Origin of the sequence: Streptomyces subrutilus (genome assembly GCF_001746425.1) — a bacterium.
GTDB lineage: Bacteria > Actinomycetota > Actinomycetes > Streptomycetales > Streptomycetaceae > Streptomyces > Streptomyces subrutilus_A.
The window spans coordinates 2,263,445-2,280,504 of record NZ_MEHK01000001.1 but is presented as its reverse complement, the minus strand read 5'-3'; the positions used below and the strand labels follow the sequence as shown (position 1 = coordinate 2,280,504).

Sequence of the window (17,060 nt, the reverse complement as noted above, 5' to 3'; positions counted from 1 at the left end):
TGACACCGTGCACACCTTGCTGATCACCGGCCCCGGCGGGGCCGGGCGGACCACCGTGGCCGCGGCCACCGCCCTCGCCGCGGCCCGGCAGGGGCGGCGGGTGCTGCTGCTGTCCGGCGACGTCGGGGACCCCCTCGCGGCCCTCACCGGGGAACCGGTGGGGGAGCCCGCCGAGGCCGCCCCCGGACTGCCGGCCGTACCGGTGGCCGGCGGGATCCGGGTGGCCCGGGTGGACTCCGGCGAGGAGTTCCGCGAGGAACTCGCCGCCCTCCAGGAACGCGGATCCGCCCTCCTCGGCATGCTCGGGGCCCGGCCGATGGGCGCCGAGGAACTCACCGAACTGCCCGGCGCCGAGCAGTTCGCCCTGCTGCGCGCCCTGCGGCGGGCCGCCGCCGCACCCGGACACGACCTCGTCGTCGTGGACCTGCCCCCGCTCCACCAGGCCCTGGCCGCCCTCGCCCTCCCCGCCCAGCTGCGCCGCTACCTCGCCCGGCTGCTCCCCGCGGAACGGCAGGCCGCCCGCGCCCTGCGGCCCGTCCTGGCCCAACTGGCCGGCGTGCCCATGCCCGCCCAGTGGCTCTACGAGGCCGCCGCCCGGTGGGACGGGGAGCTCGCCGCGGTCCAGGCCGTCATAGAGGCCCCCGCCACCGAGGTCAGGCTGGTCGCCGAACCGGGACCGGCCGCCGCCGACGCGATCCGGGCCGGGCGCCTCGGGTTCGCCCTCCAGCAGCTGCCCGTCGCCGCCGTCGTCGCCAACCGCCTGCTGCCCGAGGGCTCCGTCGACCCCTGGCTCGCCGGGCTCGCCGCCCAGCAGGAGAAGCACGCCTCCGCATGGGCCGGCGAGCTTCCCGTGGTCCGGCTCGCCCACCTCGGCCGGGACCCGCGCGGCCCGCAGGACCTGGAACCGCTCTGCGCCGCCGACGGACTCGTACCGCGGCCGCCCGCACCCCGCCGGGCCTGGGCGGTCGAGGACCGGCTCGCCGAGGACGGGGTCCTCGTCTGGGTGGTCCCGCTGCCCGCTGCGCACAAGCGCGAGCTCGACCTGATCCGCCGGGGTGACGAGCTGCTGCTCACCGTGGGCCCGTACCGCAGGACCGTTGCGCTGCCCGCCGCGCTGCGCCGCTGCACCGTCTCCGGCGCGGCCCTGGCCGAGGACGGCCTGCGCATCCGGTTCACCCCCGATCCCGGACTCTGGCCGCGCACGCCCTGATCCGCGTACCGCCGTTCGGGTACCGTCGAAGGTAGCCAGTACCGTACGCACCGCAGCCGCCGCAGGAGAGTCCGCCATGAGCGAGGCCACCGACCGCCCCACCGACGACGACGCCTGGGCCAAGGCCTGTGCCGAGGACCTCGCGGCCGAGAAGGAGCGCCTGCGCGGGCAGGGCGGGACGGGGGGCCGGGCCACCGGAACCGCCGCCGAGGAGCTGTTCAAGCTCTTCGAGGCCGTCGCCGACAAGGTCTCCGGGCTGAACAACCCCCTCATCGGCAGCGCGGCGCAGGGGGCGGTGCGCCAGTTCGTCAACCAGGCGAAGACCGCCGCCAAGCCCGTCATCGAACGCAACCCCGAGGTCTTCGACCACCTCGCGGCCGCCGGATCCGAGCTGCTCGCCGCCTACCGCTCCGCCGTCGAGGGCCACGAACGCCGCTGGACGCAGGGCGAGCCCGCGGCCCCCCGGCAGGCGCCCCGTGAGCGCGATCCCCGTGACGAGGGCCCCGACGACGGCCCGGCCGAGCGGATCGATCTCGACTGAACCCCCTCCGCCCTCGGGTACGGTGGGCCGTGGCGGGGTTTGACCGGAAACCGAGGGACTAATGGGACTCACCATCGGCGTCGACATCGGCGGCACGAAGATCGCGGCCGGCGTGGTCGACGAAGAGGGCACCATCCTTGAGACGTACAAGGTGCCCACCCCGCCGACCGCGGACGGAGTGACGGAGGCCATCTGCGCCGCCGTCTCCGAAGTCAGCAGCAACCACACCATCGACGCCGTCGGCATCGGCGCCGCCGGCTACGTGGACGACAAGCGCGCCACCGTGCTCTTCGCCCCGAACATCAACTGGCGCCACGAGCCGCTCAAGGACAAGGTCGAGCAGCGCATCGGCCTGCCCGTCGTCGTCGAGAACGACGCGAACTGCGCGGCCTGGGGCGAGTACCGCTTCGGCGCCGGCCAGGGCCACGACGACGTCATCTGCATCACGCTCGGCACCGGCCTCGGCGGCGGCATCATCATCGGCAACAAGCTGCGGCGCGGGCGCTTCGGCGTCGCCGCCGAATTCGGCCACATCCGGGTCGTCCCCGACGGCCTGCTGTGCGGCTGCGGCAGCCAGGGCTGCTGGGAGCAGTACGCCTCGGGGCGCGCGCTCGTCCGGTACGCGAAGCAGCGCGCCAACGCCACCCCCGAGAACGCGGCGATCCTGCTCTCCCTCGGCGACGGCACCCCCGAGGGCATCGAGGGCAAGCACATCAGCCAGGCCGCCCGGCAGGGCGACCTGGTGGCCGTCGACGCCTTCCGCGAGCTGGCCCGCTGGGCCGGCGCGGGCCTGGCCGACCTGGCCTCGCTCTTCGACCCGTCGGCGTTCATCGTCGGCGGCGGGGTCTCCGACGAGGGCGACCTCGTCCTCGACCCGATCCGCAAGTCCTTCAAGCGCTGGCTGGTCGGCGGCGCCTGGCGTCCGCACGCGCAGGTGCTGGCCGCCCAGCTGGGCGGCAAGGCGGGGCTCGTGGGCGCGGCGGACCTGGCGCGCCAGGGCTGATCCGTCCTCCTCGTACGTGACCGCCCGCCGCGCCCCTTGGGGGAGCGGCGGGCGCCGTCATATCTTGCGGGGCATGGACCAGTTGCCGAAGTCCCGTACGGAGCCCGACGGTTCTGCCGTGATCAGGGTGCTCAGCTACAACATCCGCTCGCTGCGCGACGACGAGGAGGCACTGGCCCGGGTCATCCGGGCCTGCGCGCCGGACCTCGTGTTCGTCCAGGAGGCGCCGCGGTTCTTCCGCTGGCGCAAGCACGCGGCGAGGCTGGCCGCGAAATGTGACCTGGTGGTGCTGGGCGGGGGCGCGACGGCGGCCGGGCCGCTGCTGATGTCCTCGCTGCGGGTCTTCGTGGAGCGGACGCAGGACGTGCTGCTGCCGCGCACTCCGGGCCTGCACCGGCGGGGCTTCGCGACGGCGGTGGTCCGGATCGGCCAGGTCCGGGCGGGGCTGGTCTGCGCGCACCTGTCCCTGGACCGGGGGGAGCGGCTGGCCCAGGCGGGCCTGCTCCTGGAGCGGCTGGCGGGGCTGGACACCCCGTACGGGATCGTCGCGGGCGACGTGAACGAGGGCCCGGACGGCCCGGCCTTCGGGGCGCTCGCGGGAACCTTGCAGGACTGCTGGTCGGTGGCCCCCTGGGGCGGGGAGCGGACCTTCCCGGCGGCGGCGCCGGACCGGCGGATCGACGCGGTGTTCGCCGCGGGGGGTGTGGAGGTGCTTGCCTGCGGGGTCCCTGCGGGGCTGGCGGGGGTGAGTGCCGGGGACCTGGCGGCGGCGACGGACCACCTGCCGGTGCTGGCCGCCCTCCGGCTCCCGGCCGCGCGGTAGCCCGCCGGTGCGGCGCCGCTGTCAGGGGCTCCGCCCCCGCAGCCTCGAACGCCGGCGGGGCTGGATCTTGGCCCTGGCCGCCGTCAGCGTTCGAGTGCGGCATGAGCCGAATCCGGCCCCGCCGGCGTTCGAGGCTGGGGGGAGGGTCCGGGGCGGAGCGCCGGTAGCGGGTCGGGGTCAGACCACGGCGCCGCGGCCGGGGTCGTCGTCTTCCTCGTCGTCCTGGGTCATCCGCGCGACCAGCGTCGCGAAGCCGCCCAGGAAGCCGCCGATGCCCAGCGTCGTCAGCCACCAGGTCATCTCCCACTGCAGCAGCACCGCCAGGAGCAGCAGCACCGGCCCGCCGACGACCGCCAGCCAGGCGAACTTCGACGTGGTGTCGGCCTCCGGAAGCTCCGGCTCCGGGGGGACGAAGTGGCCCTCGTCCGCCGGCTCCGCGAGCGAGTGGTCGCGCGGGCCCGGGCCGGCACCGCCCGGGCCGACGCCCGGCGCGAAGACCACCGAACTGCCCAGCGCCTTGGGGGGCTCAGGGCCGGGCTCGGGCTTGGGCTCGAGCTCGGGCTTCGACTTCGCCTCGGGGTCCGGCTCCGGCGGCAGCGGTTTCACGTCCTCCTCCGGCAGCAGCAGGTTCTCGATCGGCCTGAACGGCCGGGCCCCCGGCGGGTCCGGCGGCTCCTGCCCGTACCCGGCGACGATCGCCGCCCACGCCGCTTCCTCGTCCAGCGGCGGAACCCCGCCCGACTGCTCCTCGTGCTCAGCCACCCGCCTGTGCCCCCTCCCTGCCCACGCTCTGCGCCAGTCGGCCGACGAACGCATAGCTGTCCGCGAAGATCCGCTCCGCGTCATGGTCCAACGTCGCGACGTGGTAGCTCTGTTCCAACAGGGTCTCGGTGACATCGGTGGACGAGATCCGCGCCAGGATCCGGGCCGAGTCGACCGGCGGGACGACGTGGTCCTGCGGGCTGTGCAGCAGCAGCACGGGCTGCGTGACCTGCGGCAGCTCGGTGTCCACCAGCTTGAAGAACTTCCGCAGCGAGTGCGCGGCCCGCGTCGGGACCCGGTCGTAGCCCACCTCCACCGACCCCGGCTTCGCGATGTCGCTCGCGATGCCCGGCGTCGACCGGACGAAGTGCTGGGCCAGCGGAAGGGCGAAGGCCAGCGGGTCGTGCACCTTGTTGGCCGGGTTGACCAGGACGATGCCGCTGATGGCGTCCCCGTGCCTGGCCGCCAGCCGCAGGGTCAGCGCACCGCCCATCGACAGACCGAAGACGAACACCTGCGCGCACCGGTCCAGCAGCTCCCGCAGCGCCCGGTCCACCTCCGCGTACCAGTCCTGCCACCCCGTGAGCTGCATGTCCTGCCAGCGCGTGCCGTGCCCCGGCAGCAGGGGCAGCGACACCGTGAGCCCTCGCCCGGCCAGGTAGTCGGCCCAGGGGCGCAGCGACTGCGGGGAACCGGTGAAGCCGTGGCAGAGAAGGACGCCGACCTCTCCGCCCTCGTGGCGGAACGGCTCGGCTCCAGGGAGGACGGGCACCAGGGTCTCCTTGATCATGATGTACATCAGGTGGGTGCGTTGCTCTGTGTGACTTCACCGTACGCGACCGGGGTGACACCGACCAGGGCCGTCGGGCCGCTGCCGGGAGAGGCACGGGATAAGGTCTGTTCGACAGACACAGGAAGGCTTTCGAGTTGATCTACGGCGCAATGAAGTTCTCCATCGGCGGTTCCCTGAAGCTCGCCTTCAGGCCGTGGGTGGAGGGCCTCGAGAACATTCCCGCGGAGGGGCCGGCGATCCTCGCGAGCAACCACCTGTCCTTCTCCGACTCCTTCTTCCTCCCGGCCGTGCTGGACCGGAAGGTCACCTTCATCGCGAAGGCGGAGTACTTCACCTCCCCGGGCGTCAAGGGCAGGCTGACGGCCGCCTTCTTCAAGGGCGTCGGCCAGCTCCCGGTGGACCGCTCCGGTGCGCGCGGGGCCGGCGAGGCCGCCATCAAGAGCGGCATCGAGGTCATCGAGCGGGGGGAGCTGTTCGGTATCTACCCCGAGGGGACGCGTTCACCCGACGGCCGGCTCTACCGCGGCAAGCCCGGCGGCCTGGCCCGCGTGGCCCTGGCCACCGGCGCCCCCGTGATCCCGGTGGCGATGATCGACACCGAGAAGATCCAGCCGCCCGGCAAGGTGGTACCCAAGCTGATGCGGCCGGGCATCCGGATCGGCAAGCCGCTGGACTTCAGCCGCTACCACGGCATGGACGGCGACCGCTTCATCCTCCGCTCGGTGACCGACGAGGTCATGTACGAGATCATGAAGCTTTCCGGCCAGGAGTACGTGGACATCTACGCGACCGCGGCCAAGCGCCAGATCGCCGACGCGGAGAAGGCCGCCGCCAAGGCCGAGAAGGCGGAGAAGGCGGAGAAGGCCGAGAAGGCGGAGAAGGCAGACGGCAAGGCGGAGTAGCGACGGGCGCACCGCCCGCGGGGGTGGGGGAGATGGCGAAACGCGAACGCGTCGTACGCATGTCGGTCGAGCAGCCGCTCTGGCGTGCCCTGACCGTCTACCGGCTGTTGACCATGGTCTACGCCGTGGTGCTGTTCGGCGCCGCGTACCAGCGGTTCGACCGTCCCGGGATCGCGGCCGGCTACCTCGCCGTCCTCGCGGTCTGGACGGTGGCCACGCACGGCAAGGTGACGAACGCCGCCAGCTGCACCAAGCGCTTCCTCGGGGCCGACCTGACGGTCGCCCTCGCCGGGATCCTGCTGACCCCGCTCGCCGACACCCACGAGCGGATCGCGGCCGGCGGCCCCACCCTCCCCAGCATCTGGACGGCCGGCTCGGTCCTCGCTTTCGCCATCAAGGGCGGCTGGCGCTGGGCGTGCGTCGCCTCCACCTTCGTGGCCGCGGCCAACATCGCCGTCCACGGCGGCGAGCCGACCCGGGACGCCCTGCACAACGTCCTGCTGGTCTGGGTGGCCTCCGTGGCCATCGGCTACGTCGTCGAGGTGGCCCGGGCCAGTGAGGCCACCCTCGCCCGCGCCCTGGAGATCGAGGCGGCCACCCGCGAGCGCGAGCGGCTCGCCCGCGACATCCACGACGGGGTCCTCCAGGTCCTCGCCATGGTCCAGCGGCGCGGCACCGAACTGGGCGGCGAGGCCGCCGAGCTGGGGCGGCTGGCCGGTGAGCAGGAGGTGGCGCTGCGCACGCTGGTCACCAGCGGGCTGGTGCAGCCCTCCCGGATCTCCCGAGACGGGTCGCGGGGCGCGCTGGTGGACGCGTACGAGGTCGAGGAGCCCGGCGCGGACGAGGGCGAGCTGGACCTGCGGACGCTGCTCGCCCCGCACGCCGGGTCCCGGGTGAGCTTCGCCGAGCCGGGCACCCCGGTGCCGCTGCCGGTGCCCGCGGCGAAGGAGCTGGCCGCGGCCGTCGGCGCCGCCCTCGACAACGTGCGCCGGCACGCCGGGGAAGGGGCCAGTGCCTGGATCCTGCTCGAGGACTGGGGCGACCAGGTGATCGTGACCGTGCGGGACGACGGGCCGGGCATCGCGGCGGGCCGGCTCGACCAGGCGGAGGGCGAGGGGCGGATGGGGGTGGCCCTGTCCATCCGCGGCCGGCTGCGCGATCTCGGCGGCAGCGCCGAGCTGGTGTCCGTCCCCGGGCAGGGCACCGAGGTGGAACTGAAAGTACCGAGGGGGAGGACCCAGTGAGCGAGTCGCACGAGATCAAGGTCATGGTCGTGGACGACCATCCGATGTGGCGGGACGCGGTCGCCCGTGACCTGGCCGCCGCGGGCTTCGACCTGGTGGCCACGGCCGGCGACGGCCCCGAGGCGGTGCGCCGGGCCCGCGCCGTCTCCCCCCACGTCCTGGTCCTCGACCTCAACCTGCCCGGCATGCCCGGGGTCCAGGTCTGCAAGGAGCTGGTCGGGGCGAACCCGGCGCTGCGGGTGCTGGTCCTGTCGGCCAGCGGCGAGCACGCGGACGTGCTGGAGGCGGTCAAGTCCGGCGCCACCGGCTACCTGTTGAAGTCGGCCGGAGCCCAGGAGCTGATCGACGCGGTCCGCCGCACGGCCGCCGGCGATCCCGTGTTCACCCCGGGCCTGGCCGGGCTGGTGCTCGGCGAGTACCGGCGCCTGGCCACCGACCCGGCGCCGGCCGCCTCGGACGAGGCGAAGGCGCCGCAGCTGACCGACCGGGAGACCGAGGTGCTGCGGCTGGTGGCCAAGGGGCTCTCGTACAAGCAGATCGCGGAGCGGCTGGTCATCTCCCACCGCACGGTGCAGAACCACGTCCAGAACACCCTGGGCAAACTCCAGCTGCACAACCGCGTCGAGCTCGTCCGGTACGCGATCGAGCGGGGCCTCGACGACGCGTAGCCGGCGGCGTCGGTCGTACTTATGTCCTCGTACGAGTGAACGGATGTACGCAACGCCTTGTGATTCCGCCCGAATTGACTCTTCCGGACCTCTCGCTGTGACCTGGGTCACCACTAGCGTGACCGTCATGGCGAAGGGAGATTCCATGAAGGTCGGAGTGCTGACCGGCGGCGGTGACTGCCCCGGGCTCAACGCGGTGATCAGGGCCGTCGTCCGCAAGGGCGAGCAGGAGTACGGATACGGGTTCGTCGGCTTCAAGGACGGCTGGCGGGGCGCGGTCGAAGGGGCGACGGTCCCCCTGGACATCCCCGCCGTCCGCGGCATCCTGCCCCGGGGCGGCACCATCCTCGGGTCCTCGCGCACCAACCCGTTCAAGACGGAGAACGGCGTCCGCGGCATCAAGGACAACCTCGCCAAGTACGAGGTGGACGCCCTCATCGCGATCGGCGGCGAGGACACCCTCGGGGTCGCGGCCAAGCTGTACGAGGAGTACGGCATCCCCTGCGTCGGCGTGCCGAAGACCATCGACAACGACCTGTCCGCCACCGACTACACCTTCGGCTTCGACACCGCCGTCGGCATCGCGACCGAGGCCATCGACCGGCTGCACACCACGGCCGAGTCGCACATGCGGGTCCTGGTCGTCGAGGTGATGGGCCGGCACGCCGGGTGGATCGCCCTGCACTCGGGGCTCGCGGGCGGCGCCAACGTCATCCTCATCCCGGAGCAGCGCTTCGACGTCGACCAGGTGTGCGCCTGGGTGACCTCCCGGTTCAAGGCGAGCTACGCGCCGATCGTGGTGGTCGCCGAGGGCGCGATGCCCACGGACGGGGAGATGGTCCTCAAGGACGCCACCAAGGACTCCTTCGGACACGTCCGCCTGTCGGGCGTCGGCGAGTGGCTGGCCAAGGAGATCGAGGCGCGGACCGGGAAGGAGGCCCGTACGACGGTGCTCGGGCACGTCCAGCGGGGCGGCACGCCGAGCGCCTTCGACCGGTGGCTCGCGACCCGCTTCGGACTGCACGCGATCGACGCGGTGCGCGACGGGGACTTCGGCAAGATGGTCGCGCTGAAGGGCACGGACATCGTGCGGGTGCCCATCGCCGAGGCCACGGCGAAGCTGAAGACGGTGGACCCGGCGCTGTACCGGGAGGTCGGCGTCTTCTTCGGCTGAGAGGCGACAGACGAGAGACGAGAGGCGAGGGGGCGGGCGAAACGGGGCGGGCGGCGGCCCGGACCCATGGGTCGTATGGTGACAAACGACCCATGGGTACGAGGTACGGGAGCCGGCGTGGAGATCCTGGCATTCGGTGTGACCGCCGACGAGAGGCCCCTCCTGGAGAGCGCCTTCGCCAGCCAGCACGAGGTGCGCTGCCTCGACGTCTTCATGAGCGAGGACACCGCGCCCATCGCGGCCGGGTACGAGATCGTCTCCTCCAGCGTGAACGCCGACCTGAACGGCCGGGTGCTGCGCATCCTGGCGGCGGGCGGGACGAGGATGATCGCCCAGCGCTCCACCGGCTTCAACAACATCGAACTGGACGTGGCCCGGGAGCTGGGCATGACGGTCAGCCGGGTCTCCTCCTACTCCCCGTACTCGGTGGCCGAGTTCGCGTGGGCCCTGGCGATGGCCGTGAACCGGCGGATCGTCCGCGCCTCGAACCGGACCCGGGACTTCGACTTCCGGCTGAACGGGCTGATGGGCCGGGACATGCGCGGCCGTACGGTGGGCGTGCTCGGCACCGGCAGGATCGGCGAGGCGTTCACCCGGATCGCGCACGGCTTCGGGATGAACCTGCTGGGCTGGGACGTGGCGCAGAACCCGGCCTGTGTGGAGCTCGGCATGAAGTACGTGGACAAGGACGAGCTGCTCGCCTCCTCGGACCTGATCAGCCTGCACGTGCCGCTGCTGGAGGCCACCCACCACATCATCGACTCGGCGGCGCTGCGGCTGATGCGGGACGACGCGATCCTGGTGAACTCCAGCCGCGGCGGTCTGGTGGACACGGACGCGCTGGTCGCGGAGTTGAGGGCGGGACGGTTCGCGGGGGTCGGACTCGACGTGTACGAGGCCGAGGCCGGGGTGTTCTTCCTGGACAAATCCCTGGAGGCCGTCGAGGACGACACCCTGGCCCGGCTCGTCACGTTCCCGCACGTGGTGGTGACCTCGCACCAGGCGTACTACACCGCCGACGCCGTGGGCCAGATCATCGACACCACGGTCGCCAACGTCGCCGACTACCTGGCGGGCCGCCGCTCGCAGAACACGCTCGTCCCGCCCGCCCCGTAGCCCTCCGCCGCGCGATTCCCGGCCGCGGGTCAGGCCGGGGCCGTGACCCCCGTCAGGAGCTCGCGCAGCAGCTCCGCGCCGCGCAGGGTGAGCACGGACTCCGGGTGGAACTGGACCCCCGCGAACCGGCCGGCGGCGGAGCGCAGCGCGTGGACCTCCCCCGTTCCGGGGTCCCGGGCGACCTCCACCCCCGCGGGCTCGCCGCCGGCCTCGCAGCGCGCGGTGTACGTGTTGTAGAAGCCGACCACCTCCGCCGTCCCGAACAGGTCGATCCGCGTCTGCGCCCCCTGAGCGGGCTCGGCCTTGCGGACCAGCGGCAGCCCCAGCTCCGCCGCCAGCAGCTCGTGGCCCAGGCAGACCCCGAGCAGCCCGCCCCGGTGCGAGGCGAGCAGCTCGGCCGCCAGCCCGCGCAGCATCCGCATCTTGGGGTCGGCCGCGTCCGCCGGGTTGCCCGGGCCCGGGCCCAGCACGATCGGGCCCTCCCAGGCCAGGGCCGCCGCCCGCAGCCCCGGTTCGTCGTAGCGGCGTACGGTCACCTCCAGCCCGGCCACCCGCAGGACGTGCGCCAGCATCGCGGTGAAGGTGTCCTCGCCGTCCACCACCAGCGCGTGGCCGGCCGGAGCGGCCGGCTGCTCCTGCATGCGCAGCCAGAACGGGGCCAGGTCCGCCCGCCGGGCCGCCAGGGCCGCCCGCACCCGGGGATCGTCCGCCAGGCCGGCCCCCTCGAAGGCCGGGCGGGGCGCCGCGGGCCGGACCCCCAGCGCCTCCAGCACCCCGGCGGCCTTCGCGTGGGTCTCCGCCACCTCGCCCGCCGGATCGGAGTGCCGCACCAGGGTGGCGCCGACCGGCACCCGCAGCACCCCGTCCCCGTCGATGTCGGCGGTGCGGATCAGGATGGGGGAGTCGAGGGTCTGGCCGCCCGCCGGGTCGAGGCCCAGCAGGGCCAGCGCCCCCGCGTAGTAGCCGCGGCCCCCCGCCTCGTACCGCTCGATCACCCGGCAGGCGTTCTGCACCGGCGAGCCGGTCACCGTCGCGGCGAACATGGTCTCCCGCAACACCTCCCGCACGTCCAGCGAGGAGCGGCCGCGCAGCTCGTACTCGGTGTGCGCGAGGTGGGACATCTCCTTCAGCCGCGGCCCGACGACGACCCCGCCCATGTCGCCGACGGTGCACATCATCTTCAGTTCCTCGTCGACGACCATCGACAGCTCCTCGGTCTCCTTGCGGTCGCCGAGGAAGGCGAGGAGCGACTCCGCGGTGGGGCCCCCGGCGGGGTACCGGTAGGTACCGCTGATCGGGTTCATCACGACGGTCCGGCCGGACATCCGTACGTGGACCTCGGGGCTGGCCCCGACCAGGGTGCGGTCCCCGGTGTGCACGACGTACGTCCAGTACGCGCCCCGCTCGCCCTCCAGCAGCCGCCGGAACAGGGCCAGGGCGTCGGCCCGGCCGAAGCCGTCGATCCGGCCCTCGTACGTGCGCCGGATGACGAAGTTCGCGCCCTCCCCGCGGCCGATCTCGTCCTCGATGACGCGCTCGACCGTGGCCGCGTACTCCTCGTCGAGGACGTCGAATCCGCCCCCGTCGACCCGTACGGCGTGCGCGGGCAGCGCGGCCAGGGCCTCGGCGAGCGGGATCTCGTACGCCTCCTCGGCGGTCAGCACGCTCAGCGGCGTGCCGTCGTCGCGTACGTCGAACCCGCGCTCCCGGATCTGCCGGAAGGGGACCAGGGCGAGGGTGGGCAGCTCCCGTACGGGCAGGTCGGCGAGGCGCGCGGCCTCGTGGACGGGGCCGAGCAGCACCTCGACGGTGTCGTGGTCGCGGCCGGGGGTCCGCCGGCGCAGCAGGGCGAACGGCGGGTAGGGGTCGTCGAGCAGTCGGCTGAGGTTCATTCGGGCGGCGTCCTTCCGGTGGGAGGAGCGGCCCCTGGTCTCCGCGCGAACGCGGAAGGCCGCCCCTCGGGGCGGCCTTCGCGTGGTCGTGTGTCGTTCCTACGTACGCGCGAGGAGTGGGCCGCCGGAAGCGGGCCACCACCAGTTCAGGTTCGTGTGCGCGTACATGCGGCGCACCTTAGCCCAGATCGGCCCCCGCCCGTCGGATGCGTCCCGGGGGGCGGGACGACCATGGATTGCGGCCCCTCCGGGAGCCGTAGACCTTCGGGCCGGCTCCGTCTCATCAGGTGGGCGCGAGGCTGGACGGGGCGAATGACGCCGTAATGTGTACGAGGTGACCGTGAACGCTGAAACCCAAGCCCCCGCCGCCAAGGCGACCTGGCGAGACCTTCCCGCGGCGCAGCAGCCTTCGTACCCCGATGCCGAGGCTCTGCGCGCTGTCGTCGCGGACCTCGAGTCGTATCCTCCGCTCGTTTTCGCGGGCGAGTGCGACCAGCTGCGCGCCCGTCTGGGAGCCGTCGCCAAGGGCGAGGCGTTCCTGCTGCAGGGCGGCGACTGCGCCGAGGCCTTCGACGCCGTGTCCGCCGACCACATCCGCGCCAAGCTCAAGACGCTGCTCCAGATGAGCGCCGTCCTGACGTACGCGGCCTCCGTGCCGGTCGTCAAGGTCGGCCGCATCGCGGGCCAGTACTCCAAGCCGCGCTCCAAGGACACCGAGACTCGCGACGGCGTCACCCTGCCGACCTACCGCGGCGACTCCGTCAACGGCTTCGCCTTCACCGAAGAGGCCCGGATCCCGGACCCCGAGCGGCTCAAGCGCATGTACCACGCGTCGGCCTCGACGCTGAACCTGGTGCGCGCCTTCACCACCGGTGGTTACGCCGACCTGCGCCAGGTGCACGCCTGGAACCAGGACTTCGTGAAGACCTCCCCGTCCGGGCAGCGCTACGAGCAGCTCGCGCGGGAGATCGACAACGCGCTGAACTTCATGAAGGCGTGCGGCACCGACCCGGCCGAGTTCAAGGCCGTCGAGTTCTACGCCTCCCACGAGGCGCTGCTGCTCGACTACGAGGGCGCGCTGACCCGCACCGACTCGCGGACCGGCAAGCTGTACGACACCTCGGGCCACATGGTCTGGATCGGTGAGCGCACCCGCCAGCTGGACCACGCGCACATCGAGTTCTGCTCGCGGATCGCCAACCCGATCGGCATCAAGCTCGGCCCGACCACCACGGTGGACGAGGCGCTGACGTACATCGACCGGCTGGACCCCGAGCGCGAGCCGGGCCGGCTGACCTTCGTCGTCCGCATGGGCGCCGACAAGGTCCGCGACAAGCTCCCCGAGCTGGTCGAGAAGGTCACCGCCTCGGGTGCGACCGTCGCCTGGGTCACCGACCCGATGCACGGCAACACCTTCGAGGCGGCCTCCGGCCACAAGACGCGCCGTTTCGACGACGTGCTCGACGAGGTCAAGGGCTTCTTCGAGGTCCACAAGGGCCTCGGCACCCACCCGGGCGGCATCCACGTCGAGCTCACCGGTGACGACGTCACCGAGTGCGTGGGCGGCGGCGACGAGATCTTCGTCGACGACCTGCACCAGCGCTACGAGACGGCCTGTGACCCGCGGCTCAACCGCAGCCAGTCCCTGGACCTGGCGTTCCTGGTCGCGGAGATGTACCGCGATCAGTAGGGAGCAACCTACGACGACGGGGCGCGGATCGATGTGATCCGCGCCCCATCGTCGTACCGGGGGCTTTTAGGCGACCCTAACTTTGGGTACGGTTAGGTAAGCCTCACCGAACAGGGGTGGCTCGCAGAACCAGTCCGCCCAGGGAGGTGAACCGCGTGTACGTCTGCTCTTGCTTCGGGATCACCGACGAGCAGGTCAAGCACCACGCGGCCGCCGGCGCCTGCACTCCGCGCCAGATCGCCTCGGCCACCAAGGCCGGCACCGACTGCGGCTCCTGCGTGCGCACCATCCAGGGCATACTCGGCCGGGGTGCCTGCCCGCGCCGCGAACTGCTGGAGAAGGGCAACGCGGCGGCCGTGCTCACCGCCGAGGTGTCGCCCGGCCCGGCGCCGGCACCCTCGCTCGTGGAAGCCGCGTAGACCTCCGGCCGTCCGGCTCGCATGCCCCCTTCGGGCGTTCTCAGCTCGGCTGCTCGATGAGCTGCGCGATGTACAGCGGCTCGCCCAGGGACTCGATGAGCTCCAGCTGGGTGTCGAGGTAGTCGATGTGGTGCTCCTCGTCCGCCAGGATCTCCTCGAAGAGGCGGGCCGAGGTGATGTCGCCCTTGCCGCGCATGACCTCGATGCCCCGCTTGAGCCGGTCGATGGCCTCGACCTCGACCTGGCGGTCCGCCTGGAACATCTCGGTGATCGTCTGCCCGACCCGCACGTGGAAGAGGCGCTGGTAGTTCGGCAGGCCGTCGAGCATCAGGATGCGCTCGGTGATCTTGTCCGCGTGCTTCATCTCGTCGATGGATTCTTCACGCGTGTACTTGGCGAGCTTGGTCCAGCCCTTGTTGTCCTGGATGCGGTAGTGCAGCCAGTACTGGTTGATGGCGGTCAGCTCGCCGGTCAGCTGCTCGTTCAGAAACTCAAGGACCTCGGGGTCGCCCTGCATCGCAGAGGCTCCTTCCAGGCAATGTCATCAATGACGGGGCTGCGGGTACCTTCCAGCCGTGGCTGGGGGATTGCGCGCATCCTTGCACCGCCGCTGAAGGCCGTCCAGTAAGTGCCTCCTTAGTAGGAGTTGCCCGAATCGGTCCAGACCTGGTCATGACCACCCCGCGGCGTCTGTCACCATGGAGGCATGGGTCAGCCGGAAAGCCGGGAATCTCCGGGAGCAGAGCAGCCGGAGCTTCCACCGGGCCAGCGGCTGCAGCGGGGCTGGCCGGTCACCCACTACGGTCCGGTGCCCAAGTTCAAGCCCGACCGCTGGGAGTTCCGCGTCTTCGGTGCGACGGCCGACGGTGACAAGCACTGCTGGAACCACGAGGAGTTCGCGGCGCTGCCGTTCGAGTCCGTCGTGGCGGACCTGCACTGCGTGACGAAGTTCAGCATGCCGGGCGCCGAATGGGGTGGCGTGCTCGCCCGCACGATCCTCGCCCTGGCGCCGCCGGCGCCGCAGGTCACGCACGTGATGGTGTGGGCCGAGTACGGCTTCAGCTCCAACATGCGGCTGGCCGACTTCGCCTCCGAGCGGACCGTCTTCGCCACCCACGAGGGTGGTGAACTGCTCACCGCGGAGCACGGGTTCCCGCTGCGCCTGATCGTTCCGCACCTGTACGCGTGGAAGGGCCCCAAGTGGGTCCGCGGCGTCGAGTACATGACCGCCGACCGCCGCGGCTTCTGGGAGGAGCGCGGCTACCACAACATCGGCGACCCCTGGCGGGAGCAGCGCTACTCGTACCAGGAGGAGCCGGGGGACGGCCCCGAGCTCTAGGGCGCGTCCGGCAGATCAGTGGTACCGGTGGACGACCGCGTGCCCCTTGCCGCGGCCGATCAGCCACCTGTTCACCGGGACCGTGATCACGAAGGCGGCCGCGAGGGCGATCGCCAGCACCGTCCAGAACATCGGGTCCGACAGGTGCGCGTCCATGGCGCCCGGCCACAGGGCGATCACGCCGTTGTCGATCAGTTCCATGACGGTGATCGAAAGAGTGTCCGCGGCGAGCGCCACCCGGACGGCCGCACGGAAGCCAACGCCTGCCGCGAGGACCCCCCGCAGGGTGAACGCGTAGCCGAAGAGGAACGCCAGGGCGATCGCCAGCGCCATGGTCGGGACGTTTCCCCAACCCAGCGCGGTCCCGATGACCATGCCGAGCACCTCGCCGATGGCGCATCCGGTGAGGCAGTGCAGGGTGGCCCGGGCGGCCGTGGCCCAGTCGGCGCGCCCTTGCCGTGCGTGGCCGTGGTGCTCGGGGCCGTGGTGGTCGTGGCTCTCGTGACGGTGCTGGTCGTGTGCGTGGTGCTCCATGTCGACCCCCTGGTGGGAAAGCCGGGTAGCGGGTCCGTCGATAGACGGAACCATATACCCCCCTAGGGTATTCCGCCGCGCGATCACTCCGGGCCGCGCAGCTCCTTCAGCAGGGCCACGTCCGCCGCGTGCCCTTCCTTGCCGCCGGGAGTCTCGATGATCAGCGGCACGCCCGCCATCGCCGGGTGCGTGAACAGCTCGGCGAAGGCCTCGCGGCCGATGTGGCCCTGGCCGACGTTGGCGTGCCGGTCCTTGTGGGCGCCCACCCCCTCCTTGGAGTCGTTCGCGTGGACCAGTTTCAGCCGGCCCTCGCCCACCGTGTCCACCAGCAGGTCCAGCGTCAGCTTCGTCCCGCCGGGCTCCGCCAGATCGTGTCCCGCCGCGAAGATGTGGCAGGTGTCCAGGCAGATGCCCAGCTTCGGGTGGTGGTCGAGCGCGTCGAAGTACGGCCCGAACTCCTCGGCCCGCGAGCACAGCGAGGAGCCCTGCCCGGCCGTGGACTCCAGCAGCAGGAACGGGTCGTCGTCATGCGTCAGCTCGTCCAGCAACGGCAGCATGAACTCCCTGACCTGCGCGTACGCGGCCTCCCGCGGGCGGCCCCCAGTGGCCGAGCCGGTGTGCACGACCACCCCGAGCGCACCGATCCGACGGCTCCGGCGCAGCGAGTGGCGCAGGGACTCCACCGACTTCTCCACGGTCGCCTCGGTGTGCGAGCCGAAGTTGATCAGGTACGGGGCGTGCACGTAGGCCGGGATCGACTCCTCGGCGCACTGCGACCGGAAGAGCTCGTCCTGCGCCGGATTGCCGACCGGGGTGGCCCAGCCGCGCGGATTGGCGACGAAGACCTGGACCGCCTCGGCGCCCATCTCCCGGGCGTACGTCAGCCCCACCGAGGCCAACCCGCCCGCGACGGGGACGTGCCCGCCCACCGGATTGCGTATCACCGCTGC

18 protein-coding genes are annotated in these 17,060 nt (G+C 72.2%); 12 read left to right on the top strand and 6 right to left on the bottom strand.

The genetic code is table 11. The annotated features are described in order from the left end of the window. Window positions 1–7: 7 nt before the first annotated feature. The 4 genes from BGK67_RS11305 (at window position 8) to BGK67_RS11290 (ending at window position 3,577) form a co-directional block, all read left to right on the top strand. Complete coding sequence (locus BGK67_RS11305) at window positions 8–1,210, top strand: ArsA family ATPase (protein ID WP_069919961.1); 1,203 nt, start codon at window positions 8–10, stop codon at window positions 1,208–1,210. A 76-nt stretch (window positions 1,211–1,286) separates the two neighbouring features. Then, the gene (locus BGK67_RS11300; protein WP_069919960.1) at window positions 1,287–1,751 is read left to right on the top strand and encodes a DUF5304 domain-containing protein; all 465 of its coding nucleotides are present in this window, start codon (window positions 1,287–1,289) and stop codon (window positions 1,749–1,751) included. A 61-nt stretch (window positions 1,752–1,812) separates the two neighbouring features. Further along, window positions 1,813–2,754: an ROK family glucokinase gene (locus BGK67_RS11295; protein ID WP_069919959.1), complete on the top strand. Its 942-nt coding sequence runs from the start codon at window positions 1,813–1,815 to the stop codon at window positions 2,752–2,754. A 73-nt stretch (window positions 2,755–2,827) separates the two neighbouring features. Next, the gene (locus tag BGK67_RS11290) at window positions 2,828–3,577 is read left to right on the top strand and encodes an endonuclease/exonuclease/phosphatase family protein (RefSeq protein WP_069919958.1); all 750 of its coding nucleotides are present in this window, start codon (window positions 2,828–2,830) and stop codon (window positions 3,575–3,577) included. A 177-nt stretch (window positions 3,578–3,754) separates the two neighbouring features. On the opposite strand, the gene BGK67_RS11285 is transcribed toward BGK67_RS11290, so the two are convergent. Together BGK67_RS11285 and BGK67_RS11280 are read right to left on the bottom strand one after the other, a co-directional pair. Then, complete coding sequence (locus BGK67_RS11285; protein ID WP_069919957.1) at window positions 3,755–4,339, bottom strand: hypothetical protein; 585 nt, start codon at window positions 4,337–4,339, stop codon at window positions 3,755–3,757. Then, window positions 4,332–5,111 carry an alpha/beta hydrolase gene (locus tag BGK67_RS11280; protein WP_069923788.1) on the bottom strand — a complete coding sequence of 260 codons (780 nt, stop codon included), beginning with the start codon at window positions 5,109–5,111 and terminating at the stop codon, window positions 4,332–4,334. Before BGK67_RS11280 ends, BGK67_RS11285 begins: the two co-directional genes overlap by 8 nt. Before the next feature lie 170 nt (window positions 5,112–5,281). On the opposite strand from BGK67_RS11280, the gene BGK67_RS11275 reads away from it, so the two are divergent. The 5 genes from BGK67_RS11275 to BGK67_RS11255 all read left to right on the top strand — a co-directional run bounded on the left by BGK67_RS11275 (window position 5,282) and on the right by BGK67_RS11255 (window position 10,236). Further along, complete coding sequence (locus BGK67_RS11275) at window positions 5,282–6,034, top strand: lysophospholipid acyltransferase family protein (RefSeq protein WP_069919956.1); 753 nt, start codon at window positions 5,282–5,284, stop codon at window positions 6,032–6,034. Between the two features lie 32 nt (window positions 6,035–6,066). Then, window positions 6,067–7,278, top strand: coding sequence for a MacS family sensor histidine kinase (macS, locus tag BGK67_RS11270; protein ID WP_208948682.1), 1,212 nt, complete (start codon window positions 6,067–6,069; stop codon window positions 7,276–7,278). 23 nt (window positions 7,279–7,301) lie between these two features. After that, window positions 7,302–7,946, top strand: coding sequence for a response regulator (locus BGK67_RS11265; protein WP_107488955.1), 645 nt, complete (start codon window positions 7,302–7,304; stop codon window positions 7,944–7,946). Window positions 7,947–8,091: 145 nt separating this feature from the next. Next, entirely contained in the window at window positions 8,092–9,120 is a 1,029-nt protein-coding gene (locus BGK67_RS11260; RefSeq protein ID WP_069919953.1) for a 6-phosphofructokinase, read from the top strand. A gap of 117 nt (window positions 9,121–9,237) precedes the next feature. Then, on the top strand, window positions 9,238–10,236 hold the full coding sequence (locus BGK67_RS11255; protein ID WP_069919952.1) for a 2-hydroxyacid dehydrogenase: 999 nt from the start codon (window positions 9,238–9,240) through the stop codon (window positions 10,234–10,236). A 29-nt stretch (window positions 10,237–10,265) separates the two neighbouring features. Here BGK67_RS11255 and BGK67_RS11250 read toward each other — a convergent pair whose 3' ends face one another. Then, window positions 10,266–12,128: an anthranilate synthase family protein gene (locus tag BGK67_RS11250; protein ID WP_069919951.1), complete on the bottom strand. Its 1,863-nt coding sequence runs from the start codon at window positions 12,126–12,128 to the stop codon at window positions 10,266–10,268. Between the two features lie 325 nt (window positions 12,129–12,453). Between BGK67_RS11250 and BGK67_RS11245 the strand changes: the two genes are divergently transcribed. Together BGK67_RS11245 and BGK67_RS11240 are read left to right on the top strand one after the other, a co-directional pair. Then, a complete protein-coding gene (locus BGK67_RS11245; protein ID WP_432215435.1) occupies window positions 12,454–13,818 on the top strand; it encodes a class II 3-deoxy-7-phosphoheptulonate synthase in 1,365 nt (454 codons plus the stop codon). Window positions 13,819–13,964: 146 nt separating this feature from the next. Beyond that, window positions 13,965–14,237 (top strand): (2Fe-2S)-binding protein, encoded by a 273-nt coding sequence (locus BGK67_RS11240; RefSeq protein WP_069919950.1) that lies wholly within the window; start codon window positions 13,965–13,967, stop codon window positions 14,235–14,237. A 40-nt stretch (window positions 14,238–14,277) separates the two neighbouring features. Here the strand turns inward: BGK67_RS11240 and bfr are convergent, their stop codons facing one another. Then, window positions 14,278–14,754: a bacterioferritin gene (gene bfr / locus BGK67_RS11235; protein WP_069919949.1), complete on the bottom strand. Its 477-nt coding sequence runs from the start codon at window positions 14,752–14,754 to the stop codon at window positions 14,278–14,280. A gap of 189 nt (window positions 14,755–14,943) precedes the next feature. On the opposite strand from bfr, the gene BGK67_RS11230 reads away from it, so the two are divergent. Further along, a complete protein-coding gene (locus BGK67_RS11230) occupies window positions 14,944–15,576 on the top strand; it encodes a sulfite oxidase-like oxidoreductase (protein ID WP_069919948.1) in 633 nt (210 codons plus the stop codon). 15 nt (window positions 15,577–15,591) lie between these two features. Here BGK67_RS11230 and BGK67_RS11225 read toward each other — a convergent pair whose 3' ends face one another. Together BGK67_RS11225 and BGK67_RS11220 are read right to left on the bottom strand one after the other, a co-directional pair. After that, complete coding sequence (locus tag BGK67_RS11225) at window positions 15,592–16,110, bottom strand: DUF4396 domain-containing protein (RefSeq protein WP_069919947.1); 519 nt, start codon at window positions 16,108–16,110, stop codon at window positions 15,592–15,594. Window positions 16,111–16,193: 83 nt separating this feature from the next. After that, window positions 16,194–17,051: a deoxyribonuclease IV gene (locus BGK67_RS11220; protein ID WP_069923786.1), complete on the bottom strand. Its 858-nt coding sequence runs from the start codon at window positions 17,049–17,051 to the stop codon at window positions 16,194–16,196. Window positions 17,052–17,060: the final 9 nt, after the last annotated feature.

Bases quoted from the DNA above. Each gene is read 5' to 3' on its own strand.
- BGK67_RS11300 (WP_069919960.1), top strand. From the start codon at position 1,287: ATGAGCGAGGCCACCGACCGCCCCACCGACGACGACGCCTGGGCCAAG.
- BGK67_RS11295 (WP_069919959.1), top strand. From the start codon at position 1,813: ATGGGACTCACCATCGGCGTCGACATCGGCGGCACGAAGATCGCGGCC.
- BGK67_RS11290 (WP_069919958.1), top strand. From the start codon at position 2,828: ATGGACCAGTTGCCGAAGTCCCGTACGGAGCCCGACGGTTCTGCCGTG.
- BGK67_RS11275 (WP_069919956.1), top strand. From the start codon at position 5,282: ATGAAGTTCTCCATCGGCGGTTCCCTGAAGCTCGCCTTCAGGCCGTGG.
- macS (WP_208948682.1), top strand. From the start codon at position 6,067: ATGGCGAAACGCGAACGCGTCGTACGCATGTCGGTCGAGCAGCCGCTC.
- BGK67_RS11265 (WP_107488955.1), top strand. From the start codon at position 7,302: ATGGTCGTGGACGACCATCCGATGTGGCGGGACGCGGTCGCCCGTGAC.
- BGK67_RS11260 (WP_069919953.1), top strand. From the start codon at position 8,092: ATGAAGGTCGGAGTGCTGACCGGCGGCGGTGACTGCCCCGGGCTCAAC.
- BGK67_RS11250 (WP_069919951.1), bottom strand. From the start codon at position 12,128: ATGAACCTCAGCCGACTGCTCGACGACCCCTACCCGCCGTTCGCCCTG.
- bfr (WP_069919949.1), bottom strand. From the start codon at position 14,754: ATGCAGGGCGACCCCGAGGTCCTTGAGTTTCTGAACGAGCAGCTGACC.
- BGK67_RS11230 (WP_069919948.1), top strand. From the start codon at position 14,944: ATGGGTCAGCCGGAAAGCCGGGAATCTCCGGGAGCAGAGCAGCCGGAG.
- BGK67_RS11225 (WP_069919947.1), bottom strand. From the start codon at position 16,110: ATGGAGCACCACGCACACGACCAGCACCGTCACGAGAGCCACGACCAC.